Source organism: Exiguobacterium oxidotolerans JCM 12280 (assembly GCF_000702625.1).
GTDB classification, from domain to species: domain Bacteria; phylum Bacillota; class Bacilli; order Exiguobacteriales; family Exiguobacteriaceae; genus Exiguobacterium_A; species Exiguobacterium_A oxidotolerans.
In genome coordinates, this window is sequence record NZ_JNIS01000001.1 from 470,830 (window position 1) to 496,160 (window position 25,331).

At 45.7% G+C, this 25,331-nt stretch carries 30 protein-coding genes and 1 other annotated feature (1 of these 31 running past the window's edge); of the genes, 3 read left to right on the top strand and 27 right to left on the bottom strand.

What is annotated here, in order from left to right; genetic code table 11:
* Positions 1-28 (bottom strand) — a binding site (T-box leader); it reaches 199 nt to the left of the window's first position.
* The 21 genes from P403_RS0102495 to P403_RS0102595 all read right to left on the bottom strand — a co-directional run bounded on the left by P403_RS0102495 (position 29) and on the right by P403_RS0102595 (position 19,347).
* Positions 29-550 (bottom strand): DivIVA domain-containing protein, encoded by a 522-nt coding sequence (locus P403_RS0102495; RefSeq protein WP_029330901.1) that lies wholly within the window; start codon positions 548-550, stop codon positions 29-31. It lies immediately after the preceding feature.
* Between the two features lie 23 nt (positions 551-573).
* Positions 574-1,347, bottom strand: coding sequence for a YlmH family RNA-binding protein (locus tag P403_RS0102500; RefSeq protein ID WP_029330902.1), 774 nt, complete (start codon positions 1,345-1,347; stop codon positions 574-576).
* On the bottom strand, positions 1,347-1,619 hold the full coding sequence (locus P403_RS0102505) for a YggT family protein (RefSeq protein WP_084157614.1): 273 nt from the start codon (positions 1,617-1,619) through the stop codon (positions 1,347-1,349). Before P403_RS0102505 ends, P403_RS0102500 begins: the two co-directional genes overlap by 1 nt.
* Positions 1,620-1,621: 2 nt before the next feature.
* Complete coding sequence (locus tag P403_RS0102510; protein WP_029330904.1) at positions 1,622-2,116, bottom strand: cell division protein SepF; 495 nt, start codon at positions 2,114-2,116, stop codon at positions 1,622-1,624.
* A gap of 30 nt (positions 2,117-2,146) precedes the next feature.
* Complete coding sequence (locus P403_RS0102515; protein ID WP_029330905.1) at positions 2,147-2,818, bottom strand: YggS family pyridoxal phosphate-dependent enzyme; 672 nt, start codon at positions 2,816-2,818, stop codon at positions 2,147-2,149.
* Entirely contained in the window at positions 2,808-3,581 is a 774-nt protein-coding gene (gene pgeF, locus P403_RS0102520; RefSeq protein ID WP_029330906.1) for a peptidoglycan editing factor PgeF, read from the bottom strand. The genes P403_RS0102515 and pgeF overlap by 11 nt, the downstream gene beginning before the upstream one ends.
* An 82-nt stretch (positions 3,582-3,663) precedes the next feature.
* On the bottom strand, positions 3,664-4,824 hold the full coding sequence (gene ftsZ, locus P403_RS0102525; protein ID WP_029330907.1) for a cell division protein FtsZ: 1,161 nt from the start codon (positions 4,822-4,824) through the stop codon (positions 3,664-3,666).
* A 43-nt stretch (positions 4,825-4,867) separates the two neighbouring features.
* Positions 4,868-6,172: a cell division protein FtsA gene (gene ftsA / locus P403_RS0102530; protein ID WP_029330908.1), complete on the bottom strand. Its 1,305-nt coding sequence runs from the start codon at positions 6,170-6,172 to the stop codon at positions 4,868-4,870.
* A gap of 228 nt (positions 6,173-6,400) precedes the next feature.
* Positions 6,401-7,174, bottom strand: coding sequence for a cell division protein FtsQ/DivIB (locus tag P403_RS0102535; protein WP_029330909.1), 774 nt, complete (start codon positions 7,172-7,174; stop codon positions 6,401-6,403).
* Between the two features lie 59 nt (positions 7,175-7,233).
* The gene (gene murG, locus P403_RS0102540; RefSeq protein WP_029330910.1) at positions 7,234-8,328 is read right to left on the bottom strand and encodes an undecaprenyldiphospho-muramoylpentapeptide beta-N-acetylglucosaminyltransferase; all 1,095 of its coding nucleotides are present in this window, start codon (positions 8,326-8,328) and stop codon (positions 7,234-7,236) included.
* Positions 8,325-9,671, bottom strand: a complete 1,347-nt coding sequence (gene murD / locus P403_RS0102545) for a UDP-N-acetylmuramoyl-L-alanine--D-glutamate ligase (RefSeq protein WP_029330911.1) — start codon at positions 9,669-9,671, stop codon at positions 8,325-8,327. Before murD ends, murG begins: the two co-directional genes overlap by 4 nt.
* Before the next feature lie 37 nt (positions 9,672-9,708).
* On the bottom strand, positions 9,709-10,671 hold the full coding sequence (mraY, locus tag P403_RS0102550; protein WP_029330912.1) for a phospho-N-acetylmuramoyl-pentapeptide-transferase: 963 nt from the start codon (positions 10,669-10,671) through the stop codon (positions 9,709-9,711).
* A gap of 22 nt (positions 10,672-10,693) precedes the next feature.
* A complete protein-coding gene (locus tag P403_RS0102555) occupies positions 10,694-12,013 on the bottom strand; it encodes a UDP-N-acetylmuramoyl-tripeptide--D-alanyl-D-alanine ligase (protein ID WP_029330913.1) in 1,320 nt (439 codons plus the stop codon).
* 106 nt (positions 12,014-12,119) lie between these two features.
* Positions 12,120-14,258, bottom strand: coding sequence for a penicillin-binding protein (locus P403_RS0102560; protein ID WP_029330914.1), 2,139 nt, complete (start codon positions 14,256-14,258; stop codon positions 12,120-12,122).
* Entirely contained in the window at positions 14,255-14,641 is a 387-nt protein-coding gene (gene ftsL / locus P403_RS0102565; protein ID WP_029330915.1) for a cell division protein FtsL, read from the bottom strand. Before ftsL ends, P403_RS0102560 begins: the two co-directional genes overlap by 4 nt.
* Before the next feature lie 13 nt (positions 14,642-14,654).
* Positions 14,655-15,593 carry a 16S rRNA (cytosine(1402)-N(4))-methyltransferase RsmH gene (gene rsmH, locus P403_RS0102570; protein ID WP_029330916.1) on the bottom strand — a complete coding sequence of 313 codons (939 nt, stop codon included), beginning with the start codon at positions 15,591-15,593 and terminating at the stop codon, positions 14,655-14,657.
* Positions 15,594-15,754: 161 nt separating this feature from the next.
* The gene (gene bshC / locus P403_RS0102575; RefSeq protein WP_029330917.1) at positions 15,755-17,314 is read right to left on the bottom strand and encodes a bacillithiol biosynthesis cysteine-adding enzyme BshC; all 1,560 of its coding nucleotides are present in this window, start codon (positions 17,312-17,314) and stop codon (positions 15,755-15,757) included.
* 25 nt (positions 17,315-17,339) lie between these two features.
* The gene (locus P403_RS0102580) at positions 17,340-17,696 is read right to left on the bottom strand and encodes a DUF3397 family protein (protein ID WP_029330918.1); all 357 of its coding nucleotides are present in this window, start codon (positions 17,694-17,696) and stop codon (positions 17,340-17,342) included.
* On the bottom strand, positions 17,693-18,514 hold the full coding sequence (locus tag P403_RS0102585) for a 2-dehydropantoate 2-reductase (RefSeq protein ID WP_029330919.1): 822 nt from the start codon (positions 18,512-18,514) through the stop codon (positions 17,693-17,695). Before P403_RS0102585 ends, P403_RS0102580 begins: the two co-directional genes overlap by 4 nt.
* A gap of 89 nt (positions 18,515-18,603) precedes the next feature.
* Positions 18,604-18,777, bottom strand: coding sequence for a 50S ribosomal protein L32 (rpmF, locus tag P403_RS0102590; protein WP_012370841.1), 174 nt, complete (start codon positions 18,775-18,777; stop codon positions 18,604-18,606).
* 45 nt (positions 18,778-18,822) lie between these two features.
* Positions 18,823-19,347: a YceD family protein gene (locus P403_RS0102595; protein WP_029330920.1), complete on the bottom strand. Its 525-nt coding sequence runs from the start codon at positions 19,345-19,347 to the stop codon at positions 18,823-18,825.
* A gap of 155 nt (positions 19,348-19,502) precedes the next feature.
* On the opposite strand from P403_RS0102595, the gene P403_RS0102600 reads away from it, so the two are divergent.
* Positions 19,503-20,654, top strand: coding sequence for a tRNA(Met) cytidine acetate ligase (locus P403_RS0102600; RefSeq protein WP_029330921.1), 1,152 nt, complete (start codon positions 19,503-19,505; stop codon positions 20,652-20,654).
* Here P403_RS0102600 and P403_RS0102605 read toward each other — a convergent pair.
* From P403_RS0102605 to P403_RS0102625, 5 genes are read right to left on the bottom strand one after another with little or no spacing between them, the layout of a single operon-like run.
* A complete protein-coding gene (locus P403_RS0102605; protein ID WP_029330922.1) occupies positions 20,627-21,625 on the bottom strand; it encodes a SepM family pheromone-processing serine protease in 999 nt (332 codons plus the stop codon). The genes P403_RS0102600 and P403_RS0102605 overlap by 28 nt on opposite strands.
* On the bottom strand, positions 21,622-22,116 hold the full coding sequence (gene coaD, locus P403_RS0102610) for a pantetheine-phosphate adenylyltransferase (protein WP_029330923.1): 495 nt from the start codon (positions 22,114-22,116) through the stop codon (positions 21,622-21,624). The genes P403_RS0102605 and coaD overlap by 4 nt, the downstream gene beginning before the upstream one ends.
* Positions 22,113-22,682: a 16S rRNA (guanine(966)-N(2))-methyltransferase RsmD gene (rsmD, locus tag P403_RS0102615; protein WP_029330924.1), complete on the bottom strand. Its 570-nt coding sequence runs from the start codon at positions 22,680-22,682 to the stop codon at positions 22,113-22,115. Before rsmD ends, coaD begins: the two co-directional genes overlap by 4 nt.
* Positions 22,683-22,737: 55 nt before the next feature.
* Positions 22,738-22,995: a YlbG family protein gene (locus P403_RS0102620; protein ID WP_029330925.1), complete on the bottom strand. Its 258-nt coding sequence runs from the start codon at positions 22,993-22,995 to the stop codon at positions 22,738-22,740.
* Positions 22,996-23,019: 24 nt separating this feature from the next.
* Complete coding sequence (locus P403_RS0102625; RefSeq protein WP_029330926.1) at positions 23,020-23,460, bottom strand: YlbF/YmcA family competence regulator; 441 nt, start codon at positions 23,458-23,460, stop codon at positions 23,020-23,022.
* A gap of 101 nt (positions 23,461-23,561) precedes the next feature.
* Between P403_RS0102625 and P403_RS0102630 the strand changes: the two genes are divergently transcribed.
* Both P403_RS0102630 and P403_RS0102635 read left to right on the top strand, forming a co-directional pair.
* Complete coding sequence (locus tag P403_RS0102630) at positions 23,562-24,329, top strand: ATP-grasp domain-containing protein (RefSeq protein WP_235195161.1); 768 nt, start codon at positions 23,562-23,564, stop codon at positions 24,327-24,329.
* Positions 24,330-24,439: 110 nt separating this feature from the next.
* The gene (locus tag P403_RS0102635; RefSeq protein WP_029330928.1) at positions 24,440-24,790 is read left to right on the top strand and encodes a YugN family protein; all 351 of its coding nucleotides are present in this window, start codon (positions 24,440-24,442) and stop codon (positions 24,788-24,790) included.
* Positions 24,791-25,068: 278 nt separating this feature from the next.
* Here P403_RS0102635 and P403_RS0102640 read toward each other — a convergent pair whose 3' ends face one another.
* Positions 25,069-25,326, bottom strand: coding sequence for a hypothetical protein (locus tag P403_RS0102640; RefSeq protein ID WP_029330929.1), 258 nt, complete (start codon positions 25,324-25,326; stop codon positions 25,069-25,071).
* Between the last annotated feature and the right edge of the window lie 5 nt (positions 25,327-25,331).

Genomic DNA, 25,331 nt, shown 5'->3' on the forward strand with positions numbered 1-25,331 from the left:
TAAGACCTGTCCTTGTCATTGATTTAAGTTATATGACATCGTCGTCATTATACGCAACTGCAGGAATCTCGTCAAGCGCACCACGCGTCGAGCTATCAAACGCATCCCAGTCGTGACTCGTCAATAATTCCATCTGCGCATCAATCAAGACTTTAAAACGATTACGGTACAATTCGATTTTCTTACGCATCTGTTCGACTTCAAAGTCTGTCCGTTGCGCTCGACGCTGTGCAGAGTCTTGCAGTTGTTCCGCTTCCCGCTCGGCCTGTTTTAAAATCAAGCTTGCTTCTTTCGTCGCATTGGCTTTGACTTCTTCTCCTGCTTCTTGGGCGACGATGATTGACTTGTTTAACGTCTCTTCCATCGAACTGAAGTAATCGACACGCGATTGCATGTTTTGAATCACTTCTTGCTGTTGACGGTTTTCCCGCAACAACATTTCAAAATCCTTGATGACTTGATCAAGAAATTCGTTGACCTCATCCTCGTCATAGCCGCGAAACTTACGTGTAAATTCCTTATTATGAATATCAAGTGGCGTCAATGGCATGATGAAATCCTCCTCAGCATTTTTTAACCTTTTAATAATCCGTACTGCAATTTAATCCGGTCGCGTTTCGTCGACCCTAAGATGGCCGTCAATTTGACGCGGCCTGTTCCACGAAGCGAAAGCAAATCGCCTTCTTCAAGCATGAAGCTTGGATCTTCGACGATTTTATAATTCACTTTGCTTTCCCCTTGTTTAATCAAACTTTGTGCTTTTTGTCTCGAAAAACCAAGCACTTCGCTGACGACAGTATCAAAGCGGAGCGAACTGACGAATCCAAGTTCTTCTTGCCATTCCTGTTCTTTGATCTTCAATTGGTCTTCTAGTTCGACGCGAGATAAACGAATTTTCGTTTTCCCTGCCCGCTCGACGTTGACTTCGATATAAGAAGCAACGTCTTCTGCGACTGCGAACTGAACGACTTGATCTTGAATGACGACGTCACCGAACTTGCCGCGTTTCAGACCGACGTTTAAGAGCGTACCTGTTACTTGTCGATGCGATAGTTCAACGAATTTTGTAGGATAATGAATACGATAGATGGCAATATCAAAGTCGCTCGCATCAAGTTCGTAGTAATCAGGCGCAATTAGTGCCCGCTGTCGCTCTGCCCCTTCGAAACCGCCCTCAAAAAAGAGGGCACATTTCGTTCCGACGAGTTCACGTGTGATTTGCTGTTCGCGTGGGTCAAGAAAATCTGTCAATTTAAACGTATAGGTCGCTTCGACATGGTCGATCCAGTTTAAGACAAGATCGACGAACTCCCGCTCATGTCCGCGATAGTGATCATAGACGCTCATTAGAAGAAGATTGCTCGAATGCCTGACTGTGCTAAGTTCAACACTAAAAAGGCAACGATTGGTGAGATGTCAAGCATACCTCCGATGGGCGGGATGATCCGTCGGAAAGGCGCGAGGAACGGTTCGACTAACATCGCTAATACTTGTCCGAATCTTGACTCTCGTGCGTTCGGGAACCATGAAAGTAAAATATAAGCAATCATGACATAGCTATAATATTGGAGTAACGTACCCAATGTACGCCCAATCGCGTACATAACTTGTGAATCCATGTTTACCACCCCTTATGATTGATATCATCTTCTCCAAGTAGATTTGAAATACTACCTGCGAGCTCGACGTTGTTTGGCACACAGAGGAGCGTGTTTTGACTGATTGTCGTGATCGTACCATCGAGTGCAAAGACGACGCCTGAAAGAAAATTAATCATTTGCCGTGATTGATCTTTTGACATGCGTTGCATATTAACGATGACCGCACGATTTTGACGGAGATGCTCCCCAATTTCTTGTGCTTCATTGAAGACACGCGGCTCACTTAAAATGACTTGTGATTTTGCTTTTTTCGTATGAATCGGAACGATATTCGATTGACGCACAGGGTCCTCCTTTTGAGTAACACTCGGGGTAGATTCCTCGTAGTACTCTTCATACTCTTGCTCTGCAGTACCTCTACCTTTATTTATTGTAGCATCATTTTCATATTCAAGTTCGTCTAAATCGTCTGTGTTCCCAAGAAACAGATGTTGCATTTTCGATTTGAATCCCATTTCGATTCTCCTTTCAACTTCTTCTACGTTTTATGGTTGGACGAGGACCGTACCGATTCTGACGTGTGTCGCCCCTTCTTCAATCGCAATCTCATAATCAGACGACATCCCCATCGATAATTCCGTACAGGGGGCGTAAGACAGGTTTCGTGCTGCTACTTCGTCTCGTAAGACACGTAAAGCACGGAAAACGGACCGCACTTCCTCTTGATTTTCTGTCAATGGTGCCATCGTCATGAGTCCAATCACACGAACTTTTGGATATTGACCGATTTCATGTAGAAAGGAATGAATGTCTTCTGCGGAGATACCTTGTTTCGAAGCTTCACCCGAGACATTGACTTGAACAAAACAATCGATAGGACGTTTTGCACGTTTATTGATTTCTTCCGCTAAATGCAAACGATCGAGTGAGTGAAGCACATCGATTTGATCGATGATTTGACGTACTTTTCGCGACTGCAGTGTCCCGATGAAGTGCCACTCACAGGCTTCACGCCCAAGTGCTGCTTGTTTTTCTGACAAACCCTCCGGACGATTTTCACCTAGCGCCGTTATACCTGCTTCTAACAGCTCAGAGGCAACTTGACTTGAAACTGATTTCGTCACGCCAATCAGTTGTACCTGCTTTTTTTGAAAACTCTTTTCACTCGCTTGTTGCATCTTTTGTTGGACAAGTTGAACATTTTCATTAATCGACATGTAATGACTCCTTTACGATCAAGCTCGCGAAACGACCTTGGTGGTCCCCATGACGGTAAGAGAAATAGTCATCTGCTTGGCAATGCGTACAAATTCCTGCATCAATGATGTCACCTAATCCACTTCGCTCTGCTAATGTAGCATTCGTCTGCTGAAGAGAAAGCATCGCTTTCCCGTTTTCTTTCATTGTGTAGGGCGTATCTTCAAGACCAAGTCTGTCAATTGCTTCAAGGACAGGTTGGTCGACCTCATAACAACATTCACGAATCGATGGTCCGATGACCATTTGAATCGAGGAGCGATCTGCCCCTGCTGCTTCCATTTGAGCAACGGTCGCTTCGACGATATTCGCGACTGTTCCACGCCATCCGGCATGCGTATTCGCAATGATTCCTGTCGTCGGATCACAGAACACGAGCGGTACACAATCCGCGAATAACATGGCGAGCAATACATTCGCATCCGTCGTCACCAATCCATCTGTACCCTCGATTGTTGTTCCATAATCCAGTGCACCTCGTCCAGAATCTAGCGTCGTCACTTGTTCGACATGGTTCCCGTGAACCTGTTCTGCCCAAACTGAATTTTCGAGCGATAAATCGAGTTGACGGGCGATGACTTGCCGGTTTTGAATGACACCATCGCGATTGTCATTGACATGCAATCCAAGATTGCCAATACCATGCGGTGCTGAAAATTTTGTAGTGAATGCCGCGCGCACTGTACCGGTCGGTGTATCCCACTTTATCCATTGACCAAACATCATTTCACATCCCTTTCAAAAAAAGAGGTGCCGCTTACGCGACACCTCTTTGTCTAGCAGTCGTGTCTTGGAAAAAATCGGATTAACGATTGTTCCGACGAAGGAATGATGGAATGTCCATCGTTTCTTCAACATCTGACCCTTTTGCTGGTTCTGGATTCGAGCTGACAGGTGTCTCTTCGACTTGTGGTTTCGGCTCCTCAGTCGCAGCAGGAGTTGGAGTCGCCTGCTTTTTCTTGAGTAAGTTTTTCATCATTTCTTGAGCAGATGGAATCTCGAAATCGAGTGGCTCGTTTTCGAACTCTGTTGCGATGACGGTAACGATGATTTCATCTTCCAAGTTATCATTGATAACAGAACCGAAAATCAAGTTTACTTCTTCATCTGCTGCACTTTGAACGATTTGAGCAGCTTCCGTTACTTCATATAGACTGAGGTTCGCACTACCTGTGATGTTCATTAAGACACCTTTTGCACCTTCAATCGATGTTTCAAGCAATGGACTTGAAATGGCTTTCTTCGCAGCTTCCGTTGCACGGTGTTCACCTGTCGCAACACCAACACCCATCAGGGCAGAACCTTTTTCGGTCATGATAGTCTTAACGTCTGCAAAGTCTAAGTTGATTAAACCAGGAACAGCGATTAAGTCTGTGATCCCTTGAACCCCTTGACGAAGGACATTATCTGCTTCTTTGAATGCTTCGAGCATCGGCGTGTTACGATCAACGATTTCAAGTAATTTATCATTCGGAATGACGATTAACGTATCAACTTTTTCTTTAAAGTTTTGAACACCCGATACGGCGTGTTGCATCCGTTTGCGTCCTTCAAACATGAATGGTTTCGTTACGACACCAACAGTCAAGGCACCGATTTCTTTCGAAATTTCAGCGATGACTGGCGCAGCACCAGTTCCTGTCCCGCCACCCATACCTGCAGTGACGAAGACCATGTCCGCACCTGACAAAATCTCTGTCAACTGTTCACGGCTTTCTTCTGCCGCTTTCTTACCGATTTCTGGGTTCGCACCTGCACCTAAACCGCGTGTCAGCTTTGCACCGAGTTGGAGCTTCACATCTGCCTGCGACATGTTGAGTGCTTGTGCATCTGTATTGACGGCGATGAATTCTACGCCTTGTACACCATGTTCAATCATTCGGTTGACGGCGTTTGAACCACCGCCACCTACGCCGATGACCTTAATTTTAGCTACTTGGTCCATCATTTCATCAAAATGCAACATAAAAGGGGCCCCCTAATTTTTTATACTCATTGTATTTTAGTCATTAACCAAAAAACTTTTCAAAGAAACTACTGAATGATTTACGCTCTTTTGGAGGTTGTTCCTGTTGCGTTCGTTCTTCGCGTGCTGGAGACGGTGTCGGGTTCGTAAGCAGTTGTTCTTGTTCACGATTTTGCGCCACGACTTCCTTCTCGTCCGCACGATCAAATCCTGATTTCGAAACCGTACTTCTTGAGAGTACATAGCGTAACATGCCAGCTGCCACAGCGTACTTCGGATTACGAATGCCTAGGCTAGCCGGTTGGTAAACGTTGACGTTCTGGTTGAAAATCCGTTTTCCTAGCTGATCGATTCCAGGAAGCGAAGAACTTCCACCGCAGAGGATGATGCCACTATTCATTTGTGGATGACCAGCCTGCGTCATCCGTTTTTGAATCATCTCGAAGATTTCTTCGAGGCGTGCCTCTAAAACGAAACCGATCTCAGGTTGCGGCTCAAAACGATGCTCCCCATTAATCGTTACGTAGGATACCTTTTCTTCAGGATCCCCTAACGATTCAAGCGCCACTCCGTATTCTTCCTTCGCAAGTTTTGCATCTTGGTACTTACAATTCATCTTATACGTTAAGTCACGTGTCAGATGATCGCCACCATAAGGTAACGTCGTCGAGTAAACGAGATCGTTTTTTTCATAAATCGACAATGCCGTTGTCTCATGTCCAATATCGATGATGCCGACGCCGAGCTCGAGTTCATCGATTGATGCCGCGATTCTTGAAACAGCTAAGCTTTCAAGTACGTATCCTGCAAGCTCTAGACCAGCCCGTTCAATTGAACGTTTAATGCTATGTAGGATCGTTTTCGCTCCAATGATCAACTTCCCTGTCACTTCTAGACGATAGCCAATCATACCACGTGGATCCGTGATTTCTGTTTGTTGGTCGACCGTAAACGTTTTCGGTAGTACATCGACAACACTTAATTCGTTCGGAATGCGCATGACCATTGCGGAGTGTAGGACGTCTTTGACGTCGTCATCCGTAATTTCATTGTCTTCGCCTTTAATTGAAGTCATCCCTTGACAATCCTTGACTTGAATGTGTTCTCCAGAAATTGCTACATATACTTCACCAATCGGTTCACCGAGTGTCCGTTCCACTTCAGCGACCGCTTGTTTAATGGCATTGACTGTTTGGTCGATATCGACGATGACACCACGTTTGACACCGGCAGATGGTGCTGAACCCTCCGCTAACACGTTCAGTGTCCCGCCGAGTAGTTCACCGACGATGAGTTTCACTTCCGATGTTCCAATGTCTAGTGCGGCAATCGTACCTTTCGTTTCCATAGGAGTGACACCTCCACTTTCATAATACTCATACTGATTGTCCCTATATATATTCAGGAAACAAGATAAACTTCTTCTCGTTTAAGTCTACACTATATAAAACCCTACGAAAAGAAGTTATTGTCTAACTTACCCATCTAATAGATTACGATTTGATGACGATACGCCTACTTATTTACTAATGAAAACAAACGTTTGTCAATCTAATGACTCATGACTAGGATTTTTCTATTTTTTTACTTTATATGGTTTGAAATAGATTCCCCCGTCAATCGTGATCGTCCCTGTTTTTCCTTTTGGTAAGGCTGAAATCACTTTGACATATTCATTCAACGAGTTAGAAAAAGCTGAAGTACTCAATAAGACGGTATTGCCATCCGTCATGAATAACTTCAATCCCCCTTTATCGGTTTTATCGTTTGCAACGATTTCCGAAATCCGACTCCGAACTTTTGGTTCGATTTTAACGAGTTCCTTCGTCAACCGTTCGAGGGACTGATCTGTAAAGCCTGTTAAAATCGGTGCATCGAACAATTCTTCCTTTGACTTTCCGGGGATGATTGTTCCATCTGCTAAGACGATTCGGTCTCCGGGTTGATCTTTCGCATAAGCAATTTCTTTTTCCTCCACGATATTAACTTGATAGTTATGGAGAAAACTCTGTGTCATCGTTGCTTCCCGTATACCTGGTACATCTTCGATTCGCTCTAGCACAGCTTCTTCTGACACATTGAAAGCATGTGTCTCCTTCACCTTCATCCGTGACGCCTGAATGATGTCTGCTTCTTTGACATTGACGACACCATCAATCTCAAGTGTCGCTACCCGCGAATAACTGGACTGAAGGTAAAATACGACAGCAATCAATAGACCAATCAGGATGAGGACATAGATTAAACGTCGGTTTGCTTTCTTCCGGCGTTGTTCACGGATATAAGGAATCTTATCTTCTAGACTACTGACAGTGGCATCCGTATCTTTTACCGGTTGTCGCTCCTTCACGTTCATTCCTCCTCTACTTGACTAATTTCAGTTCCTTATCGGTCTATTCCTGCAACAGTTTAGTTTTTTTGTTGAATCAAGCGATTCAACTCGTCCACTAAATCACTCGAGGCATTTGGCATCCCTAAAGCGAATGCGGCCTGCGACATCGCTTCTTGGTTCGCAAGCGCCGTTTTACAGGCATCGAATAACGTTTCTCCTGTCAATTCAGCTTCTCGGACGAGCAAGCTTGCCCCTGTTTCGACGAGGGACGAGGCATTTACTTCTTGATGGTTTTCTGTGACGTATGGACTCGGAATGAGAATGCTCGGTAACCCGAGTGTCGTCAATTCCGCTAACGTGCTCGCACCCGAACGTGAAATGACGAGTTGACTCGCCTTTAGTATATTCGGTAAATCATAGACGAACGGACGTAACTGAATCCGCTCCGGGACCGTTCCGATTTGGCGAGTAATCTCTTCAAAATGAACTTGACCTGTCACGAACAACATCGACCAATCCATCTGAATGAACTTCGGCATCATCTCGATGATTGCTTGGTTGATTGCTGGCGCTCCACGACTTCCACCGTAAACGACGACTAACGGGCGCCCTTCTTCAAAACCATAACGTTGCCGTTCAATGACTGGATCGACTTGCAAATCAGCAACTTCGGAAGCCCGGGGATTACCGATTAAAACGGTTTTTGCTTCGTTTTTACCGAAATGGTGACCTGATCCTTTAAACGATAACGCGACACGATCGACGTACCGAGCAAGGAATTTATTCGTAATACCAGGTAAACTGTTTTGCTCATGGACGAGTGTTTTATACCCCATCTTCGCTGCTGTATAAAGGACCGGTCCACAAACGAAGCCACCTGTCCCGACGACGATGTCGGGGTTGAATTTTCGCAACATTTTCCGGACGCGGGTCACGCTCTTTAAGAAACGGATTCCCGTCTTAACATTTTCAAATGATAACGAACGGCGAATACCTGAAATCTCAATCGATTCAAAGGGAATTCCTGCGCGTCGGACGATATCTGCTTCTAGCCCATTTTCCGTTCCGATGTATAGCACTTCACACGGCATGCGTCGCTCGATTTCGCGGATCATCGCAAGCGCCGGATAAATATGCCCTCCGGTTCCACCACCTGATACGACGATTCTCATTTAGCATCTCCTCCAATCGATTCGACGGCGCGAACAAAATGTTCGCCACGTTCTTCATACGTCTTATATTGATCCCAGCTCGCTGACGCAGGCGATAATAAGATGATATCCCCGGCTTGTGAGACATCAAATGCTGCCTGTACTGCTTGCGCCATATCACTGACGACCGTTGCATCAATCTTTTCTTGACGTGCCAGTTCCGCAAAACGTGGTCCGGTCTCGCCCAAACCGACGACATGCTTGACTTGTGTCATCGACTCTACGAGTGGTGTTAAATCAGCACCGCGTTCTAGTCCGCCACATAACCAAATGATTGGAGCTTTAAAACCGGATAGTGCTGCTTCCGTCGCCACGTTGTTCGTCGCTTTCGAATCATTGTAGACTTTACGTCCCTTGAATTCGCCGATGTACTCTGTACGATGCGCGACGCCACCGAATGTCCGTAAGACGTCCTGCACCGCTTGTAACGGAATATTGAATGGTTCTACTAACGTCAATGCTGCTAAGACGTTCTCTAGATTGTGTCCCCCACCTAAAGCCAGTTCAGCGACCGGTAAGATCGGCGTTTCACCAACGATAATCATGTCCTGCTCGACACGAGCATAAGCTGGACTCTTACGTGAAAAACGCAACCGCTCTGCTTTTGCCTGATCACTTAAGCGCATGACGACATCATCGTCTGCATTGACGACAAGGCGGTCATTCGCATCCATGTTACGGAAAATTCGTGCTTTCGCTTCCGCGTAGGATTCAAGATCACCATGATAGTCAAGATGAGCCGCTGATAAGTTTAAGAAAGCCGCACTCATTGGTTTAAAGGCGTGCATTCCCATCAGTTGGAAACTCGAAAGTTCAATCACGATGATTGCATCATCTTCCGCTTCTTTCGCAATCTCAATCGCCGGGAAGCCGATGTTCCCCGCCAAGTGTACCGGACGCGTCTGCTGTTTCAATAATTCGTGGACAAGTGTCGTCGTCGTCGTCTTCCCATTCGACCCCGTAATCGCTACCCATTGCGCATTCGTCGCATGATAGCCGAGCTCGACTTCTGTCCAGATTGGAATCTGTCGCACCAGTGCTTCTTGCAAGAGCGGAATCTGATACGGAATCCCTGGATTTTTGACGATGAGCTCTACTCCTTCAAGTAACGTGAGCGGATGCTCGCCGAAAGTCGTTTTGACACCGAGTTTTAGCAACGTATCTTGATCTGTTCCCGAGGGTGTTCCACCATCGTTCACCGTCACATCTGCCCCTGCTTCGACCAAATACTTAGCCGCTGCGATACCACTTTTAGCCGTTCCGAGCACTAAAACCTTTTTGTTGACCCAATCAGACTTCTTCATCTTAAAATCGCTCACTTTCTTCATCCGGAAATTTCAATTAAACAAGCAAGTAGGCAACAAACGCTACGATACAACTAATCGAAGCAAACGTACCGACAATCCGCCATTCACTCCAACCGACCATCTCGAAATGATGATGAATCGGGCTCATCTTAAAGATACGTTTTCCTGTCGTTTTAAATGAAATCACCTGTAAAATCACAGATAATGTCTCAACAACGAACACGATTCCAATTAAGACAAGTAGCAATTCAAGTTTTAAGAGGATGGATAACCCGGCGAGTGCTGCTCCGAGTGCGAGCGAACCTGTGTCCCCCATGAAGATTTTCGCAGGGTGGGCATTGAATAATAAGAATCCAATCAATGCACCGACTGCTGACATCGCGAATAACGCGACCCCTACTTCATCTGCAACGAACCACGCATACAAACTAAAGAACAAGAATGTCGGGATTGCTGTAAAGGATACGAGACCATCTAATCCGTCCGTCAAATTGACGGCGTTCGAGAATCCGACTAACCAGAACAACGCGACAAGTGGATAAAGCAAGCCGAAATCAAACGTCATTGACGTAAACGGGATCGCTAAGTAAGTCGCTTCGCTCGTAAACCCACCACTCAACCATACAAATAATAATCCAACAACAATTTGTCCAATTAATTTTTGTTTCGAGTTCAATCCAAGGTTACGTTTTTTGACGACTTTGATGTAATCATCGATGAATCCGATCGCACCATAAGCAAGCGTCAAGAACAAGAGTGACAAGTGATTCGCTTCTAAGTCTCCCGTAATCATCGCCGCAATCAAACTCCCGATCATTGCGAGTAAAATAACGATTCCACCCATCGTTGGCGTTCCGGACTTGACTTGGTGCCACTGCGGTCCTTCTTCTCGAATTTCTTGTCCAAATTTCAACTGGTGTAAAAAAGGAATCGCTCTTGGCATGACAAGAAGAACCACGAGTAAAGCGACAATTAAACTGATGAATAATGTAATCATTGCAAACACCTACTTTTAAGAATTAAATTTTGTTTAAATCCGTTAAAATCTGCTCAAGCGCTACTCCACGAGAAGCTTTAAGCAACACAATCGTTTGTTCACCCAACAACGGACGAAGCAACGTAGCCGCCTGATCGACCGTCTCTGCGAATTCGACCACTACCGACGGATCAGTAATGCCTTCCGCGATATACCGTCCCTTCGCTCCTACAAGAATAGCATGTGAGACTGGAAGTGTAATCCGCTTACCGACCGATGCGTGCAATTCACGCTCTTGGTCCCCAAGCTCGTACATGTCTCCTAAGACAACAACGCGGGTCGGATAACCGTCAAGCTCTGCAACCGTCTCGATTGCCGCATTCATCGATGTCGGGCTTGCATTATAAGCATCATTGATAATGGCTGTCTTGTGATAGACGAGACGTTCCATCCGCATCGGTGTCAATTTCACTTCATCCAGCCCTGCCTGAATCACCTCGTCCGCAACCCCGAGTGCACGTGCTGTCGCAATCGCATAAGCCGCGTTGCGCACTTGATGTTTTCCAAGAACCGGAATACGGAATGTTGCTCCGGCAAATTGAAACGTCGTTCCGAGGAAGGTCGCCTCTGCTTGCTCGATGACAAATGTGTTTGCGTGGTGGTAACCAATCCGCTCACCTGTAACACCAGCAAGTAACGCTTCGTCTCCGTCAAGGAATAGATGACCATCCGACTTTAGACCTGCTGTGATTTCTAATTTGGCTTTCGCAATTCCTGCACGCCCTCCGACATGTTCCGCATGAGACTCACCGATATTCGTTACAAGTGCGATATCCGGTTCTGCTAATCGTGATAAGAACTCGATGTCACCGAAGCCGCTCATTCCCATCTCGAGCACCGCTACCTCTGTGTCACGAGGCATCATCAAAATCGTCAACGGCATGCCGATGTCTGAATTAAAATTACCTGATGTCTTATGCGTCCGATACGTCGTTTTCAATACACTTTCGACCATATCTTTTGTCGATGTCTTACCATTGGACCCCGTAATCGCCACTACCTTTGGTGAGACGAGTTTCAAGTAACGTGTTGCAATATGTTGCAACGCGGCTAACGGGTCTTCGACTTCGAGCACAACGATGTCTGCGTCCGGAAGCGGGATTCCTTTTTTCCATAACGTCACGATGGCTCCTTGGTCGATTGCTCCATCGATGAACGAATGTCCGTCGACGCGCGCGCCTTGTATCGGAACGTACAATCCTTCTGTCAGTTCACTTCTCGAATCCGTCGCAAAGTGGCGAAGCGATCTTTCGTCCGTCACATCTAATCCGAGCCAACTTGCGATTTCTGTTATCGTCACCATTTCATTTCCTCCACTCATTTACAGAAAAAGAGGACGAATTCAAAAGTCAACGAATGACTCCTGTTCGTCCTCGTTCTCCTGCAGAAAATTAGGGACCGCTTTTACCTTAATCGTTTGGTTCAGCGAGTTCAACCGTCAACTTTCCATTTTCTTTCACTAGTGTACCAGTTCGGGCTGATTGTTTGGTTACAAAACCTTTACCAATCACATCTAACTTCAAATCATACAAACTGACGAGCTTCTTGACATCTCGTTGCGACCAGCCAGACAAATCAGGCATCTTGAACGTATCATCCGTTTTGAGAAGGACACGTTCGCCACTGACGAATTCCTGACCACGCGACGGGATTTGCGAGACGACTTGTGCCCCGTCACCCAAAATAATCGGAACGGCACCTTGTTCTTTCGCTAAAGTCTTCGCCTCGGCAACGGTCTTTGTGATATAGCTCGTTGTGATTTTTGCTTTGACATCAACTGACTCTTTTTGTGTTTCGGGTTGGATACTCCGATACTGGAGTGCAGTATTCATGACGCTTTTGAAGACTGGACTCATGATACTTGGACCCGAGACCGATGACTCATTTTTTGACGGACGATCGACGGCAATGTACATGATGAGTTCAGGATCATCTTTTGGGGCCATTCCGATAAAGGAGTGGATGAACTTTCCTTGGATGTACTTCCCGTTCTCTGAAATTTGCGCTGTCCCCGTTTTACCGATGACGCGGTAATCATCCAACTTATACATTTGTCCCGTTCCAAGCTTACTATTGACGACGCCATCGAGTGCTTCCCGCGTCGCCTTCGCCGCTTCAGCCGAAATCGGTTTGCCGACCACTTCCGTTTTTGCTTTGTAAGGAGCCTGATCGACGTGATCTGCCTTTTGGATGATGTGTGGTTTGACCATTTCACCATTTCCAGCGATTGCCGTCGCTCCCTGCAACAATTGCATCGGGGTCACGGCGGTCGATTGTCCCCACGACGTGATGACCGTATTTAACGGTTTTGATAAATCGGACTGACTGTTTACTTCTCCCGAAATGTCTATACCCGTCATTTGATCAAAATGAAACTTCTTAAAGTATTCTTTATACCGCTCGATGCCTAGTTTTTCAGCTGTCAAAATCGAGAACATGACGTTCGACGAGTGATAGACTCCTTCAATCATTGGAATCGTCCCCCAACCAACATCATTGTAATCCTTGATGACTGTGCCTTTATAGTTGTAGTTACCTGACTTATACGGTTCGTTCGGCCGAAAGACACCGGCATCAATCGCAGCCGCCAGGGTAAAGATCTTCATCGTCGAACCCGGTTCGAACCGAGATGAGACAGCAAAGTTCGTGAAATCTGTCATATCCCGCAAGTTTGGATTGAATGATGGCCGATCCGTCATCGCGAGTATTTCACCCGTTTTTGCATCCATGACGACACCTGTCGCATTTTTAGGTTTGTATTCGTCATACATTTTCTGCATTTGTTTTTCGAGCGCTTGTTGAATTCGGTGATCAATCGTCAAGTACAAATTCGAACCATCTTTCGGCTCATTCGAAATACGAGATCCACCTTGAATCAATTCACCGCCACTTCGATCTTTTTCAAAGATACGGGACCCGATTGACTCCCGTAACGCATCATCATATTGTTTTTCGATCCCCATCTGCCCTTTTAAGACGACGCGTCCGTTATCTTCTGTCATCTTTTGAACGAATCCGAGCGTATCGGATAGAAAAACGCCGTTTGGATAATATCGTTTTGGCTCTTCAATCAGTCGGATTCCAGGAAGATCGAGCTTATCAATTTTTTCTTTTTGATCAAGCGTCAAATCACTCCCTTTTTTCCCGAACTCGATTTGCGAGCGGTCTTTATTTTCAATCAAATACGTCTCAAGCTCTTTAACCGTCATACCAAGAATCGGCGCGAGCCCTGTCGCCGTCTTCTTATAGTCAACGACTGTCGCATCCGGATCTTGAACGCCACCTAACCGGTAGACTGCGACAAGGTGGTACGAGGGTACATTGATCGCAATCGGTGAACCGAGACGGTCAAAAATTTCTCCTCGTTCTGCCGAGAGCGTCGCTTCCGCTTCCCAGCGTTTCTTTTCCGCGTAGGCAATCATATCTTCTCCGTGAAACTTTTTCGTTGTCGACAAATAAAGAAACCGGCCAATAAACACAAAAAAGAGAGCAGCAAATATCATCATGATGATGGCTACTCTCACGCGGGATTTTTTAAGTGGATTCATTTAGGAATCACCTTGATGTTCCCTTTTCGCATATCAAGACCTTGTTCTTTCGCAATCTTGTAGATCCGTTCTGGAGAGCTTAAATTCGTAACTTCAAGTTGAAGACGTTCATTTTCCTTCTTCATCTCTTGCGTCACTTGATTTTCCTTCGCAAGATCTCGACTGACGTTGTACGCATCATTGTGTGCCCCAATCGTCGCGCTACCGAACAAGACGAGACCACCTATCATTGCACTGTATAAGAATTTTTCAAAAGGATACAGGCGATACTTCGGACGGACGGCGACGCGAAGATTAATGTCTTCCGTTTTCGTCGGTTCTTGAACTGGGCGCTGACGAACAGGCTCTAGCGATTGGACTGGTTTACGAAGTGGTTCTGCCATCTGAATGCTCCTCTCAACTTTCCTTCATTTTTTCAACAATCCGTAACTTAGCAGAACGTGAACGACGGTTATCATCAAGCTCATCATTCCCTGCTGTAATCGGCTTACGTGTGACGAGGCGAAGTTCTGGTTCAAACTCTTTTGGAATCATCGGCAATCCTTGCGGAAGCTCAGGTAACGATGATTTTTCTTTAAATGCTAATTTACACATGCGGTCTTCAAGTGAATGGAACGTGATGACACAAAGACGACCACCGACGGCCAGCAAATCAATCGCCTGATACACCGCTCGATCGAAGACATTCAATTCATCATTGACAGCAATCCGAATCGCTTGGAACGTCCGCTTTGCCGGATGCCCACCCTTACGACGGGCAGGCGCTGGAATCGCGTCCTTGATGAGTTCGACCAGTTCGAACGTCGTCGTGATTGGACCTTCTTCACGTGCCTTTTCAATTTTTCGTGCAATCTGCTTCGAAAATTTTTCTTCTCCGTATGTAAAGAAAATCCGAACGAGATCATTGTATGGCCAGTCGTTGACGACTTCATATGCCGATAACGATGACGTTTGATCCATTCGCATATCGAGGCGGGCATCAAAATTGTAGCTAAATCCGCGTTCCCCTTCATCGAGTTGCGGTGAAGAGACACCGAGATCAAACAAAATACCATCTACTTTAGTTACACCTAACTCATTTAGCTTTTCTTGCAAGTGAACGAAATTACTTTTAATCAGCGTAAAGCGACCGGCATACGCTGCAAGACGTTCTTCCGCATGGGCAAGCGCGACGTCATCTTGGTCAAATGCATAGAGATGACCTGTCGTCAATTGCTTCACGATTTCTTCACTGTGTCCTGCTCCACCTAATGTACAATCTACATACACACCATCAGGTTTAATATCTAACCCTTTAATGGACTCCCATTTTAATACCGTTTCATGTTCAAACATGCCCTGCCTCACCTTTCAGTGTCCAAGATGGACGTTACTCTTTTTCAATGTATCACATTCTTTATTTAAAACGTTACGAAAATGAGACAGTTTTCTTGATTTATTTCACTTTTAGGTATCTTTCGCTAAAAAAACAAAAAAACCTGCTCATTTCAGCAGGTTTAAAGCAAAATTTCCAATTGTTCAGCATCTGTCTGCTCGTATTGCACGCGCAGATTTTGAATTAAATCTAAACCGTAACAATTGAGCCATGGCAAGACGGAATGCATGCGCTCTTGAGGTGCTCCATTTGGAAGAAGCTGATACTGGAGTGAGCGTTTTGTTCGCATGAGATGATCGTAATTTCGTCGCTCTTGCGTGACGACCGTATCGATTGCGAGTTGAATTTGTTTGTTCAGCTTTTTCGTCGCTGATAAATTTTTAGAAGTTGCCCGCTCGACCTGTTCAATTTCTTGAATGAGTGCCGTACCTAAAATATGCGACGGATGCAGCTGACTATTTATCTTCGTCGCGTCGAACGGTTCAATCGCTACACCATGCGATAATACTTGTTGTAGCGACAAGTCATACCGCCGAAGCAGCTTTTCGTCCCGCGCTCGTAACATGACGGCGCCCATTCTTGGAATGAGCAGCGGCATCGTCCAATCAAAGTGATGGAACAATGGTCGAAGACGTGTCCAGTAGGCGATCTCACCAGGTCCTCCGATATAGGCGAGGGTCGGGAACAGATAATCCTGCATCAACGGTCGTGTGACGACACTATTCGAAAAACGCTCAGGACTTGCATACAACAACGCCAGTAACTCAAGTTCCGTGTAGGTCTTCCCCTGCTTCGTTACAAAGTCTTCTCCCGGGTACAATAAATCCCGTCCGATGTCCTCGACGAACAGATGAGCTGCTTCTTCATTCAAGAAGGTATCCGGTAAGTTTGTCGTTTGCTGAATCCCGGTCGACAACGCTTGACGAATTTCTCTGTTGTCTTGAATCAACTGCTCAAAGAACGGAATTTCGAGTTCGCGTACCGCTTTTGCATCGGCATCAAAAAAGATGACATCATGGTTCACTAATTCTCCGAGTAGCGCTGAGAAAAAACCGCCATATGTCGTTTCTTGATCAATTAACCGCTCCACCAGCAAAACCAGTTCCTTTGTATGTTGTGTTTCTTGGTCGACACTTAAGGCTTGGCGTAAGACTTGTTTGACCGCTTTTTGATCGAGCGTCATCCGACTAACGGAACGCTGAATCGTATCTTGCGGTGAAACCGTCAATTTTCGCGGTTGATATTCTGCCGTCGGTGCATAGACATGATTGATTTCATCGAAATCATGATCTTCGGTCGCGAGCCAAAAGATCGGAACAACCGGTAACCCCAATTGATTTTCCGCTTGCTTCGCGACCTTTAGACAGGTTAACAGTTTGTAAATTGCATATAAAGGCCCCCCGAAGATACCTGTTTGTTGCCCAGTAACAACGACTTGTGCCTCACCCGTCCGCAACCGTTCGAGACGCTGCCGAACCGTCCCAGTCATCCGCGGATTTTGACGAATCAACTCATCGACGAGTGGACTGAGATGAGGATACTGACGTTCTCGAAGATGTTGGCTCCGCTCGCGCATCCCATCTTCTCCGATGTGGTCTACATATTTAGAAAAGTCTTCCCCCGTCGCTCTATGCATCAACGAGTTATCTTCATATAAGGCGTGAAATGATTGTACCTTCAAACAAAATCCCTTCTTTCTAACTTGATCAACTAATCATTAGTTGACGAATTCCAATTCCAAACAGTACGAGATGTACAGGAAGGGCAATCAAGACAATGATTCGCCAACTATGTCGAATCATTTGGACATAATCGATGTCGACTTGTCGAATCCGTTGCCATAACGCATTTAATGCAAACACGGATAATACCGCAATCAACAACCAACCCACGTAGTTATGCCCTGTCAATGCGATTAACGAAACATGAATCGCATACAATACGATGAACGTCCCGAGATCAAGCGCAACCCGCACGGCCTTGGCATGCGTCCGAAACAATAACAGGAATAATAAGTAAAGGACAATTAAACTGAACAGCGGAAAGATGATAAAAACCGTCACAGCGAATCCCCCTCTTGTTCTCGATGCTTAATCTGCTGAAAGTAATAAGTTAGTAACGGTGTCGGTTGCGTCGCCTGCTTTAGCACATACCCAACGATTGGATCGATTTCTGTCATTCGTCCTTGCTCAACATCCCGTAACATCGACGAGCGATTGAGACGCGTACGCTGTAAAATCTGTTCGATTTCATCATACGTAATCGGATGGTTCGGGAAGACACTCTGCACTTCGGCAAAGACGGCACGCGCTTTCGACGCATAAGGCTCTTCAAGTAACCGTCCATTTTCAACCCGATAATAGGCTGTCAATGGATTGATGACAGCATTCATGAATAATTTCGTCACCATGACTGCTTCAATATTCGTTACGTGCTCAAACTGCAACGCATCTCGCTTCAGCATCGACAGCAGGTGATTGCCGTATCGAATGCGCCCTTTTCCCGTATGACGGATTTCGTAAGGTCCCGTCTTCATCGCGCCATGCTCAACGACCCCAAAAATTGCTTGCGCCAGAGCATGTGCTGCATCAAGATGCCCCATTCCATTTTGTAAAAAAACGACTGGGTTTTTCTCGTGTTCTAGATAAGGAATCACACTTTTTATATCATACGACTTTGTCGTAACGAACACCAAGTCTTGTGACTCGAAATGCGCAATCGGTCGAACCTTTACGGTCGGACTCGATTGACCATCTCGTAGGATTCGCTTTGTCCCGTCATCTAATTGTCTTGTATATAACGTAATTTGATGGTGCTCTGCTAAGTAGGAAGCAAGTAATAACCCAACGGCACCGGCTCCGATGATTCCTATTCTGCTCATCGTTGAATCACTCCTTTATATATCAAAAAAACGACCTGTAAAACCGATTTTCTCGATTTTACAGGTCGTTTTTATACCGATCATTCAGCTTACTTGCTGACGATTTCTTTACCTTTGTACGAGCCACATGCTTTACAAACACGGTGTGAAAGTTTCATTTCACCACAGTTTGGGCACTCGACCATACCTGGTACACGGAGTTTGAAATGAGTACGGCGAAGACGTTTGCGTGTTTTCGACGTTCTGCGGAATGGTACTGCCATCGTTGTCCACCTCCTTGAAAAAATACACTCGTCTTTATCAAAAAATTAGGAATCCTGATCTTTTTTAAAGAACTGAGCGAGACCCGCAAGTCGCGGATCAATTTTTGGTTCAACATCTTCTGGCTCTTCTTCTGTTAGAATCGTCCAGCCTTTCCCTTGAACCAATTGATTCTCTTCATCATCCCCATGCACTTGCACTGGCACATGAAGTAAAATCAACTCTTGCACGAGTGGTCGAAGATCGACCGTATTCCCAATCGGTACGTTGATGTCATCCGAATCATCCAGAGTCGCATCAACTTCGAGTAAGAATGGCTCGATGGATTCAATCTCGAACGGGTACACGACGTCATTTAGCGTCCGGGCATCCGGAAGCGTCATTTCGCCAGTAATCCGAAGATTGAATATTAATTGATTCGATGTAAACGATGCATTTGCACGAACGTGCACAGGTTGCACCGCCCGGATATCCGGATGGAGGGCGATTAGCTCTTGGAGCTCGATCGTCTCGTTAACCTGAAGTTGACCCAGATTGCGCAATTTACTCAATTGCATCAGGGACCATTTCATCCGAATCACCTCAATTGCAACAATATGAATTATAGAGAGGACATCTTGTTTTGTCAATGTTTTTTCTTTACACTGAAATCGCTAGAGAACGAACACTTTCGGACGTCTTCATCCATATTACCGCACTTAATTCCGTTTGCAAAGGAGAAAGTTTCATGAAGATGACAGCAATTATTTCAGAGTACAATCCGTTTCATAACGGACACCTCTATCAAGCCAAAATCGCACGCGAGGAAACCGAAGCCGATTTGATCGTCGCCATCATGAGCGGAACGTTCATGCAACGCGGGGAACCTGCTTTTAGTGACAAGTGGACACGTGCACGAGCGGCCGTCGCAAGCGGCGAAATCGACCTTGTCTTAGAACTTCCGTTTTATTTTTCCGTCCAACGCGCCGACCGTTTTGCGCAAGGAGGCGTCACGATCGCCGAAATGATTGGCGCTACGTCTTTGTCATTCGGGAGTGAATGTGGGGACATCACCCCTTTCCTCTTAGCAGCATCTGAAAAAAATGAAGAGACCCCTGCGTACCAGCGACTCGTCAAAGAAGGATTATCAAACGGATTATCTTCGGCGACGGCAGCGAGCCAGGCATTCCGTGCATTGACGACGACGCTCGACTTGACGACGCCGAATAACACACTCGGCTATTATTACGCCCGTGCCGCGTCAAGTATCTCCTTACATACGACAAAACGGATCGGAAGTGGCTACCACGACCTGTCAGTCGGTGATATCATGAGTGCGACAGCCATCCGTGCTCACTATGATGAAACGCATCAATTGACAGGACTTCCACAAGAAAGCGCTAGCGTACTCCAAGGGGCGACTTTCGCTTCGTTTGATCACTACTATCCCTTTATCCGGAACCGGCTTCTATCGACGCCTCTAGGCGTTCTCACGCAATTTAACGGCATTGATGCGTCACTGGCACCTCGTCTCGTCGAAGGCGCCCGCTACAGCTCTACTTTTGACGACTTCATGACTTTCGTCAAAACACGCCGCTATACGCGGACAAGTTTACAGCGCACACTCATTTATTTGCTGACCTCGACGATGACGGAAGAAATCGATTCGGTTGCATTTGACAAAATCGATTACGTGCGACCACTCGCCTTTAATGACAAAGGACGACAAGCACTACGGCAAATCAAGAAACAGATTCGAGTCATCAGCACATTCGAGGCGCACCCTTGGCTCATAAAAGAGAGCCAAGTTACGGCAGCGTATGCCATTCCCTTGGCTCGGTATGACCAACTTGAAGAACATCGTCGGTTTGCTCATTTTTCTGGTAGTTCTTCTAAATAATCGAGTGCATCCTCAACTGTTTTGATCGGGACGAGCTTCATTTTCGTCCCGAGTTTTTTGATGGATGGTTTTGCTTCTTCATAATTCGAACCGGCTGGGACGAACATGATTTCCGCTTCCGCTTCGTCTGCTGCGACGACTTTTTGCCAAGCTCCACCGATCGGTCCTACTTTCCCACCCTCTTCAATCGTTCCAGTACCAGCAATCGTATGTCCCTTCGCTAAATCACCATCTGTCAATTGATCATAAATCTCAAGCGTGAACATCATCCCGGCCGATGGCCCACCAACATTTTCTAAATTAAACTCAACTTTCGGATCCGTCTGCACGTCTGACATCGGAAGCGGTTCATAGATACCGAGTCCGACCTGCTCTGAGTTCTTCGCTAGTTTCCCGACCTTGATCGTCGTTGTTTTCGTTTTTTTGTCCCGTTCGAATTTCACTTTCACATCTGTCCCTGCTTTTTTCGAACTGATTGTCTGCATAAAGCTGCTCATTGATTTTAACGAAGCTCCATCAACGGCGACAATCTGGTCCCCGGCACGTAACTTCCCGTCAGCAGGACCGCCAGAAATAATGCCAGAGACATAAACGCCTTCAAAGTCGACCTCGACTTCTTTATCAGCCAGTTCATATCCTTCAATCATTGCATTATGTTGCGCTTCTTCCATGTAAAGTTGTTGTCTGTTCTCGTATTGTGCGTCAGATTCACCGTCATATAAATAGTCACTTACATCCGATGTTTCAGAAAAAGGTAAAAATAAACTCTCGACTAGAAAATACGGTGTCGCCCGCCGTTGCGCAACGGTCAACATCATTAGGTCGCCTGGTTCTTTTTCCGCACCCGATACGTCAATGATTTGTTCCGTCGATGTTGCGTCTCCAGGATATGAGATGAAATAAGGCAATGGAACAAAGAAGACGATCATCGCCGCGACGATGGCAGCGAGCGCAGGTTTCCATGCTTTCATGTCAATTCTCCTTTCGCATACTTTTGACGTAATGCTTCTTCGACGGGAGGTGGCACAAGCCCAGCAACGGAAGCACCATACTTTGCAGCCTCTTTGACGATTGAGGAACTGAGGAACGAATATTGGTTACTCGTCATCATGAACAAGGTTTCAATCTGGTCATTCATCTTCTTATTGATTGAGGCCACCTGCATCTCATATTCAAAGTCAGATACAGCACGTAACCCGCGTACGATTGCCGTCGCCCCGACTTCTGCTGCATAGTCGACAAGTAGACCGTTAAAAGAATCCACTTTGATATGCGGTAAGTGCTCCGTCACCTCAGAAATCAATTCCATACGTTCTTTAACGGAGAATAAAGGTTGCTTCGACGAGTTATTTAATACCGCGACGATGATTTCGTCGAAGATGGGTGCAGCACGCTCGATGATATCAAGATGACCGTTCGTGATTGGGTCAAAACTCCCCGGACAAATGGCGATACGTTTCATACTTCTTCCTCCAGTTCCATAAATTCATATAATGTGATTGAGATGACTGTTGAGTACCGCATCCGCTTCACAACTTCAAGGCGGCCAATCCGATCAGGTAATTCAATCTCTGACCCGTGCTCACAGACGATGACGCCATTGTCCGTCAACATGTCGTGTTGCTCTATGTACGTGACGTGTTCGACGAGTCGTTCCTTGGCATAGGGCGGATCGAGAAAGATTAGTTTAAATGGCGTTTCTGATGCGAGTTCCGTCAAAGCAACGGAGACATCTTTTTTTAAGACACGACTTCTCTCAACCAATCGAGTCGTCATCAAATTCTCTTTAATTGTCTGAACCGCTTTAAAGTGCTGATCGACGAATACCGCTTCTTCACACCCACGTGATAATGCCTCGATTCCAAGTCCACCGCTCCCCGCGAAGAGATCAAGTGCACGTCCCCCGTTAAAATAAGGTCCGATGACATTAAATAATGATTCTTTGACCTTATCGGTCGTCGGTCGTGTATTATCCCCCGGTACCGCTTTGATTTTAGTACCTTTTCGTTCCCCAGAAATGACTCGCATGACTTTTCCTTCCCTTCAAAAAAGAGCGACGAGGATGTCCTCATCGCTCCAACGTTTATACTTCTTCTTGCAGTTTACCTTTTTTGTTTGCGTATGTTTCGGTAATGAATGGTCGTTCTGAACGAAGAACAGATTCGACGAAAGGCAATGCAGCAATCGTTTCGACTGAACGTTCATACTGTTCCAAATCAACATATAAGAACACATATTTTTCTCGTTTCGATGTAAAATAAACATTTCCAAATCGGCGTAATTGACGCGACGCTTTCATCGCGTTGACGTAGACGATCAGTCCAATTCGTTCCTTGATCACGCACCGTTCCTCCCTTATTCGGCATTAGCCGCTACAGCTGCAACTACCTCCGGTCGAACATCCACCTGCACATCCTTGATCGAAAAATGGATTTCCCGTCGGAACCTTGATTTGAGGTGAGACTTCTCCAGCAAGTTTTAAACTAATCTGACCGAGTAGCGTCTCTAATTGTTTTTCCGCTTTTTTGAACGTCGCGACCTCTTCTTGCAGATCGAGCGCCCGCTTGACTTCATGTACTTTTTTCGTGATTGTCTGGTAATCTGGATGATACCGACCAAAACGTTGAACAAGCTCATATTCTTCCTTGATGCGATTAAAATCGCGGATGACGTCTTGTGCTTGTGCTGAATTTGCGCGTGCTTGTTTGGCACTTATATATGCTTGACCTGTTTCGCTATGCAAAAGAGCGGATGTCAGTTCTTCCGCAGCATTGATGAGGTCTATCGTTTTATCTGAATAAATCACAACGAATCTCCTCCTTGACTTCACCATCATATCATAACATTTATCTCGCTCCTAGCACGCTGAATTGTGTATACTTTGTTCAGAAGGAAGGAATGAATTGTATGCAACTTTTATCATTTAATATGTTTCGAACGATCGGGATTAAAACCGATCACGCGAAGTCAGACTATCACTTTGATTCGCTCGATAAAATCGCCAAAGCCGACGTCGTCTTGTTCCCCGAGTATTGGCAAATTCACTCGATCATCTATGGGATGAAAAAACCAATTTTCCCATCCGCTGCGACATTCCATCTTGGGCACGATAAAATCGAGATGACGCGTATTTTTAAAACCGTGATTCCGGAAAATATTCCTCGGACCGGCATTTACGGAAAAAATGAATTCACCGTGAAACGTGTCTTAGATGAATTTTCGTTCCCGTTCGTCGCGAAGACCGTCCGCAGTTCGATGGGCCAAGGCGTTCACCTAATTAAGGATGAAATCGACTGGAAGAAGTATACCGATCACCACGAGACGTTTTACGTCCAAGAATACATCCCGAACGAAAAAGACCTTCGTGTCGTCGTCATCGGTGATCAAGTTCTTGCTGCCTACTGGCGTGTCGGCGGTGCGCAATTTTTAAACAATGTCGCCCAAGGTGGGGTCCTTGATTTCGAGAATATCCCGCAGGAGGCACTCGATTTTGTCCTCGCACTCGCGAAACGGCTCGATATCGATCACGCCGGTTTTGACTTGATTTTCCGTGACGGAAAAATCTATATCCTCGAATTCAACGTCTTCTTTGGCGGAGAAGGCCTGAACCATCTTGGAATTCATGCACCGGATACGATTTTAGAATATGTCGAACGAAAATATAAGAGTTCATGAATTCTTCAAATTGACTTCACAACTTTTACTTTATCGAATCATTCATTATGGTATGATAGTTTGGAAAGACTAGTATCTACTAGCAAACTGGGGTATAGGGGGATTCAAACATGAAGTTTGAGAAATACGGCATCGAAGGCAAAGAAATTAAGTTTGGTTTACTTGAGACAATCATGGACCACCACCGTTTCGTCCGTGAAGGACAATGGGATTACGAACGTGCGATGTATGATATGAAGTACGAAAAACAATCAACAGGAGAGGTCTTCTATCTTCGGATTCCAGTTTATGCAATTCAAGGTGAAATCGAAGATCGCCACGCGATCGTTCGCATGATGACACCACTTCTAGGAAAACACTACTATCCACATGGTGTTGAATATGATGAAGAGTTCCCACCTGAAATCGTTAAAGATTGTGAGCGTCGCTTGACAGGATTACTCGAAACACTCGAAAAATAAGTTCTACCCGACCGTTCCTGTTAAAAGGAGCGGTATTTTTTTCATCTAAAAATATTCTTCAGGCGATTCATTTCGCTGCCGAGTCCGTGTCTGCTTGCTTTTTTCAAGTCGACGAGTCACTAGAAACTTCAAGGCGTTCTTCACGGAACCGTCGCTAAAAAGTCTGTTGCAAAAAAAATCGTGTGTTGTGCGCTGCCCGCCGCTACTCCTTGTCCATGTCTAAAAGTGAAGGCCCCTTCCGTCAGACGTGGAAGGGGCCTTCATATGTCTCAATCAAATCATTTTGTAACCAGTTGGAGGTAGTCGACTACCCCGTCTCCGAGTTGTAAGCGGACTTGTTCTCGCAAACCCATATAGAGGGCAGGTAACTGTTGCACCGTTGCGGTAACCTTCAAGCTAAACGAAATCCCTTCCGTCGGCAAACGTTTAATCCGTGTACAAATGACACCAAATTCGATGACGGCACACAACAATAACTCTTCAATCGCTTGTACTGATACCGTCACTTCACCTTTATTCTGATATTCTTCAACCAAAATGA

Excerpts from the sequence above, each read along its gene's own strand:
- P403_RS0102555 (WP_029330913.1), bottom strand. The coding sequence starts at position 12,013 with ATGGTGACGATAACAGAAATCGCAAGTTGGCTCGGATTAGATGTGACG.
- P403_RS0102515 (WP_029330905.1), bottom strand. The coding sequence starts at position 2,818 with ATGTCGATTAATGAAAATGTTCAACTTGTCCAACAAAAGATGCAACAA.
- rpmF (WP_012370841.1), bottom strand. The coding sequence starts at position 18,777 with ATGGCAGTACCATTCCGCAGAACGTCGAAAACACGCAAACGTCTTCGC.
- P403_RS0102635 (WP_029330928.1), top strand. The coding sequence starts at position 24,440 with ATGAAGTTTGAGAAATACGGCATCGAAGGCAAAGAAATTAAGTTTGGT.
- coaD (WP_029330923.1), bottom strand. The coding sequence starts at position 22,116 with ATGAAACGTATCGCCATTTGTCCGGGGAGTTTTGACCCAATCACGAAC.
- P403_RS0102510 (WP_029330904.1), bottom strand. The coding sequence starts at position 2,116 with ATGGGATTCAAATCGAAAATGCAACATCTGTTTCTTGGGAACACAGAC.
- murG (WP_029330910.1), bottom strand. The coding sequence starts at position 8,328 with ATGAGAATCGTCGTATCAGGTGGTGGAACCGGAGGGCATATTTATCCG.
- rsmH (WP_029330916.1), bottom strand. The coding sequence starts at position 15,593 with ATGTTTGAACATGAAACGGTATTAAAATGGGAGTCCATTAAAGGGTTA.
- pgeF (WP_029330906.1), bottom strand. The coding sequence starts at position 3,581 with ATGTTTGGTCAATGGATAAAGTGGGATACACCGACCGGTACAGTGCGC.
- P403_RS0102495 (WP_029330901.1), bottom strand. The coding sequence starts at position 550 with ATGCCATTGACGCCACTTGATATTCATAATAAGGAATTTACACGTAAG.
- ftsZ (WP_029330907.1), bottom strand. The coding sequence starts at position 4,824 with ATGTTGCATTTTGATGAAATGATGGACCAAGTAGCTAAAATTAAGGTC.
- P403_RS0102505 (WP_084157614.1), bottom strand. The coding sequence starts at position 1,619 with ATGGATTCACAAGTTATGTACGCGATTGGGCGTACATTGGGTACGTTA.
- P403_RS0102605 (WP_029330922.1), bottom strand. The coding sequence starts at position 21,625 with ATGAAAGCATGGAAACCTGCGCTCGCTGCCATCGTCGCGGCGATGATC.
- P403_RS0102630 (WP_235195161.1), top strand. The coding sequence starts at position 23,562 with ATGCAACTTTTATCATTTAATATGTTTCGAACGATCGGGATTAAAACC.
- ftsA (WP_029330908.1), bottom strand. The coding sequence starts at position 6,172 with ATGGAAACGAAAGGTACGATTGCCGCACTAGACATTGGAACATCGGAA.
- P403_RS0102500 (WP_029330902.1), bottom strand. The coding sequence starts at position 1,347 with ATGAGCGTCTATGATCACTATCGCGGACATGAGCGGGAGTTCGTCGAT.
- P403_RS0102560 (WP_029330914.1), bottom strand. The coding sequence starts at position 14,258 with ATGAATCCACTTAAAAAATCCCGCGTGAGAGTAGCCATCATCATGATG.
- P403_RS0102600 (WP_029330921.1), top strand. The coding sequence starts at position 19,503 with ATGAAGATGACAGCAATTATTTCAGAGTACAATCCGTTTCATAACGGA.
- murD (WP_029330911.1), bottom strand. The coding sequence starts at position 9,671 with ATGAAGAAGTCTGATTGGGTCAACAAAAAGGTTTTAGTGCTCGGAACG.
- P403_RS0102595 (WP_029330920.1), bottom strand. The coding sequence starts at position 19,347 with ATGAAATGGTCCCTGATGCAATTGAGTAAATTGCGCAATCTGGGTCAA.
- P403_RS0102585 (WP_029330919.1), bottom strand. The coding sequence starts at position 18,514 with ATGAGCAGAATAGGAATCATCGGAGCCGGTGCCGTTGGGTTATTACTT.
- ftsL (WP_029330915.1), bottom strand. The coding sequence starts at position 14,641 with ATGGCAGAACCACTTCGTAAACCAGTCCAATCGCTAGAGCCTGTTCGT.
- mraY (WP_029330912.1), bottom strand. The coding sequence starts at position 10,671 with ATGATTACATTATTCATCAGTTTAATTGTCGCTTTACTCGTGGTTCTT.
- rsmD (WP_029330924.1), bottom strand. The coding sequence starts at position 22,682 with ATGCGAGTCATTTCTGGGGAACGAAAAGGTACTAAAATCAAAGCGGTA.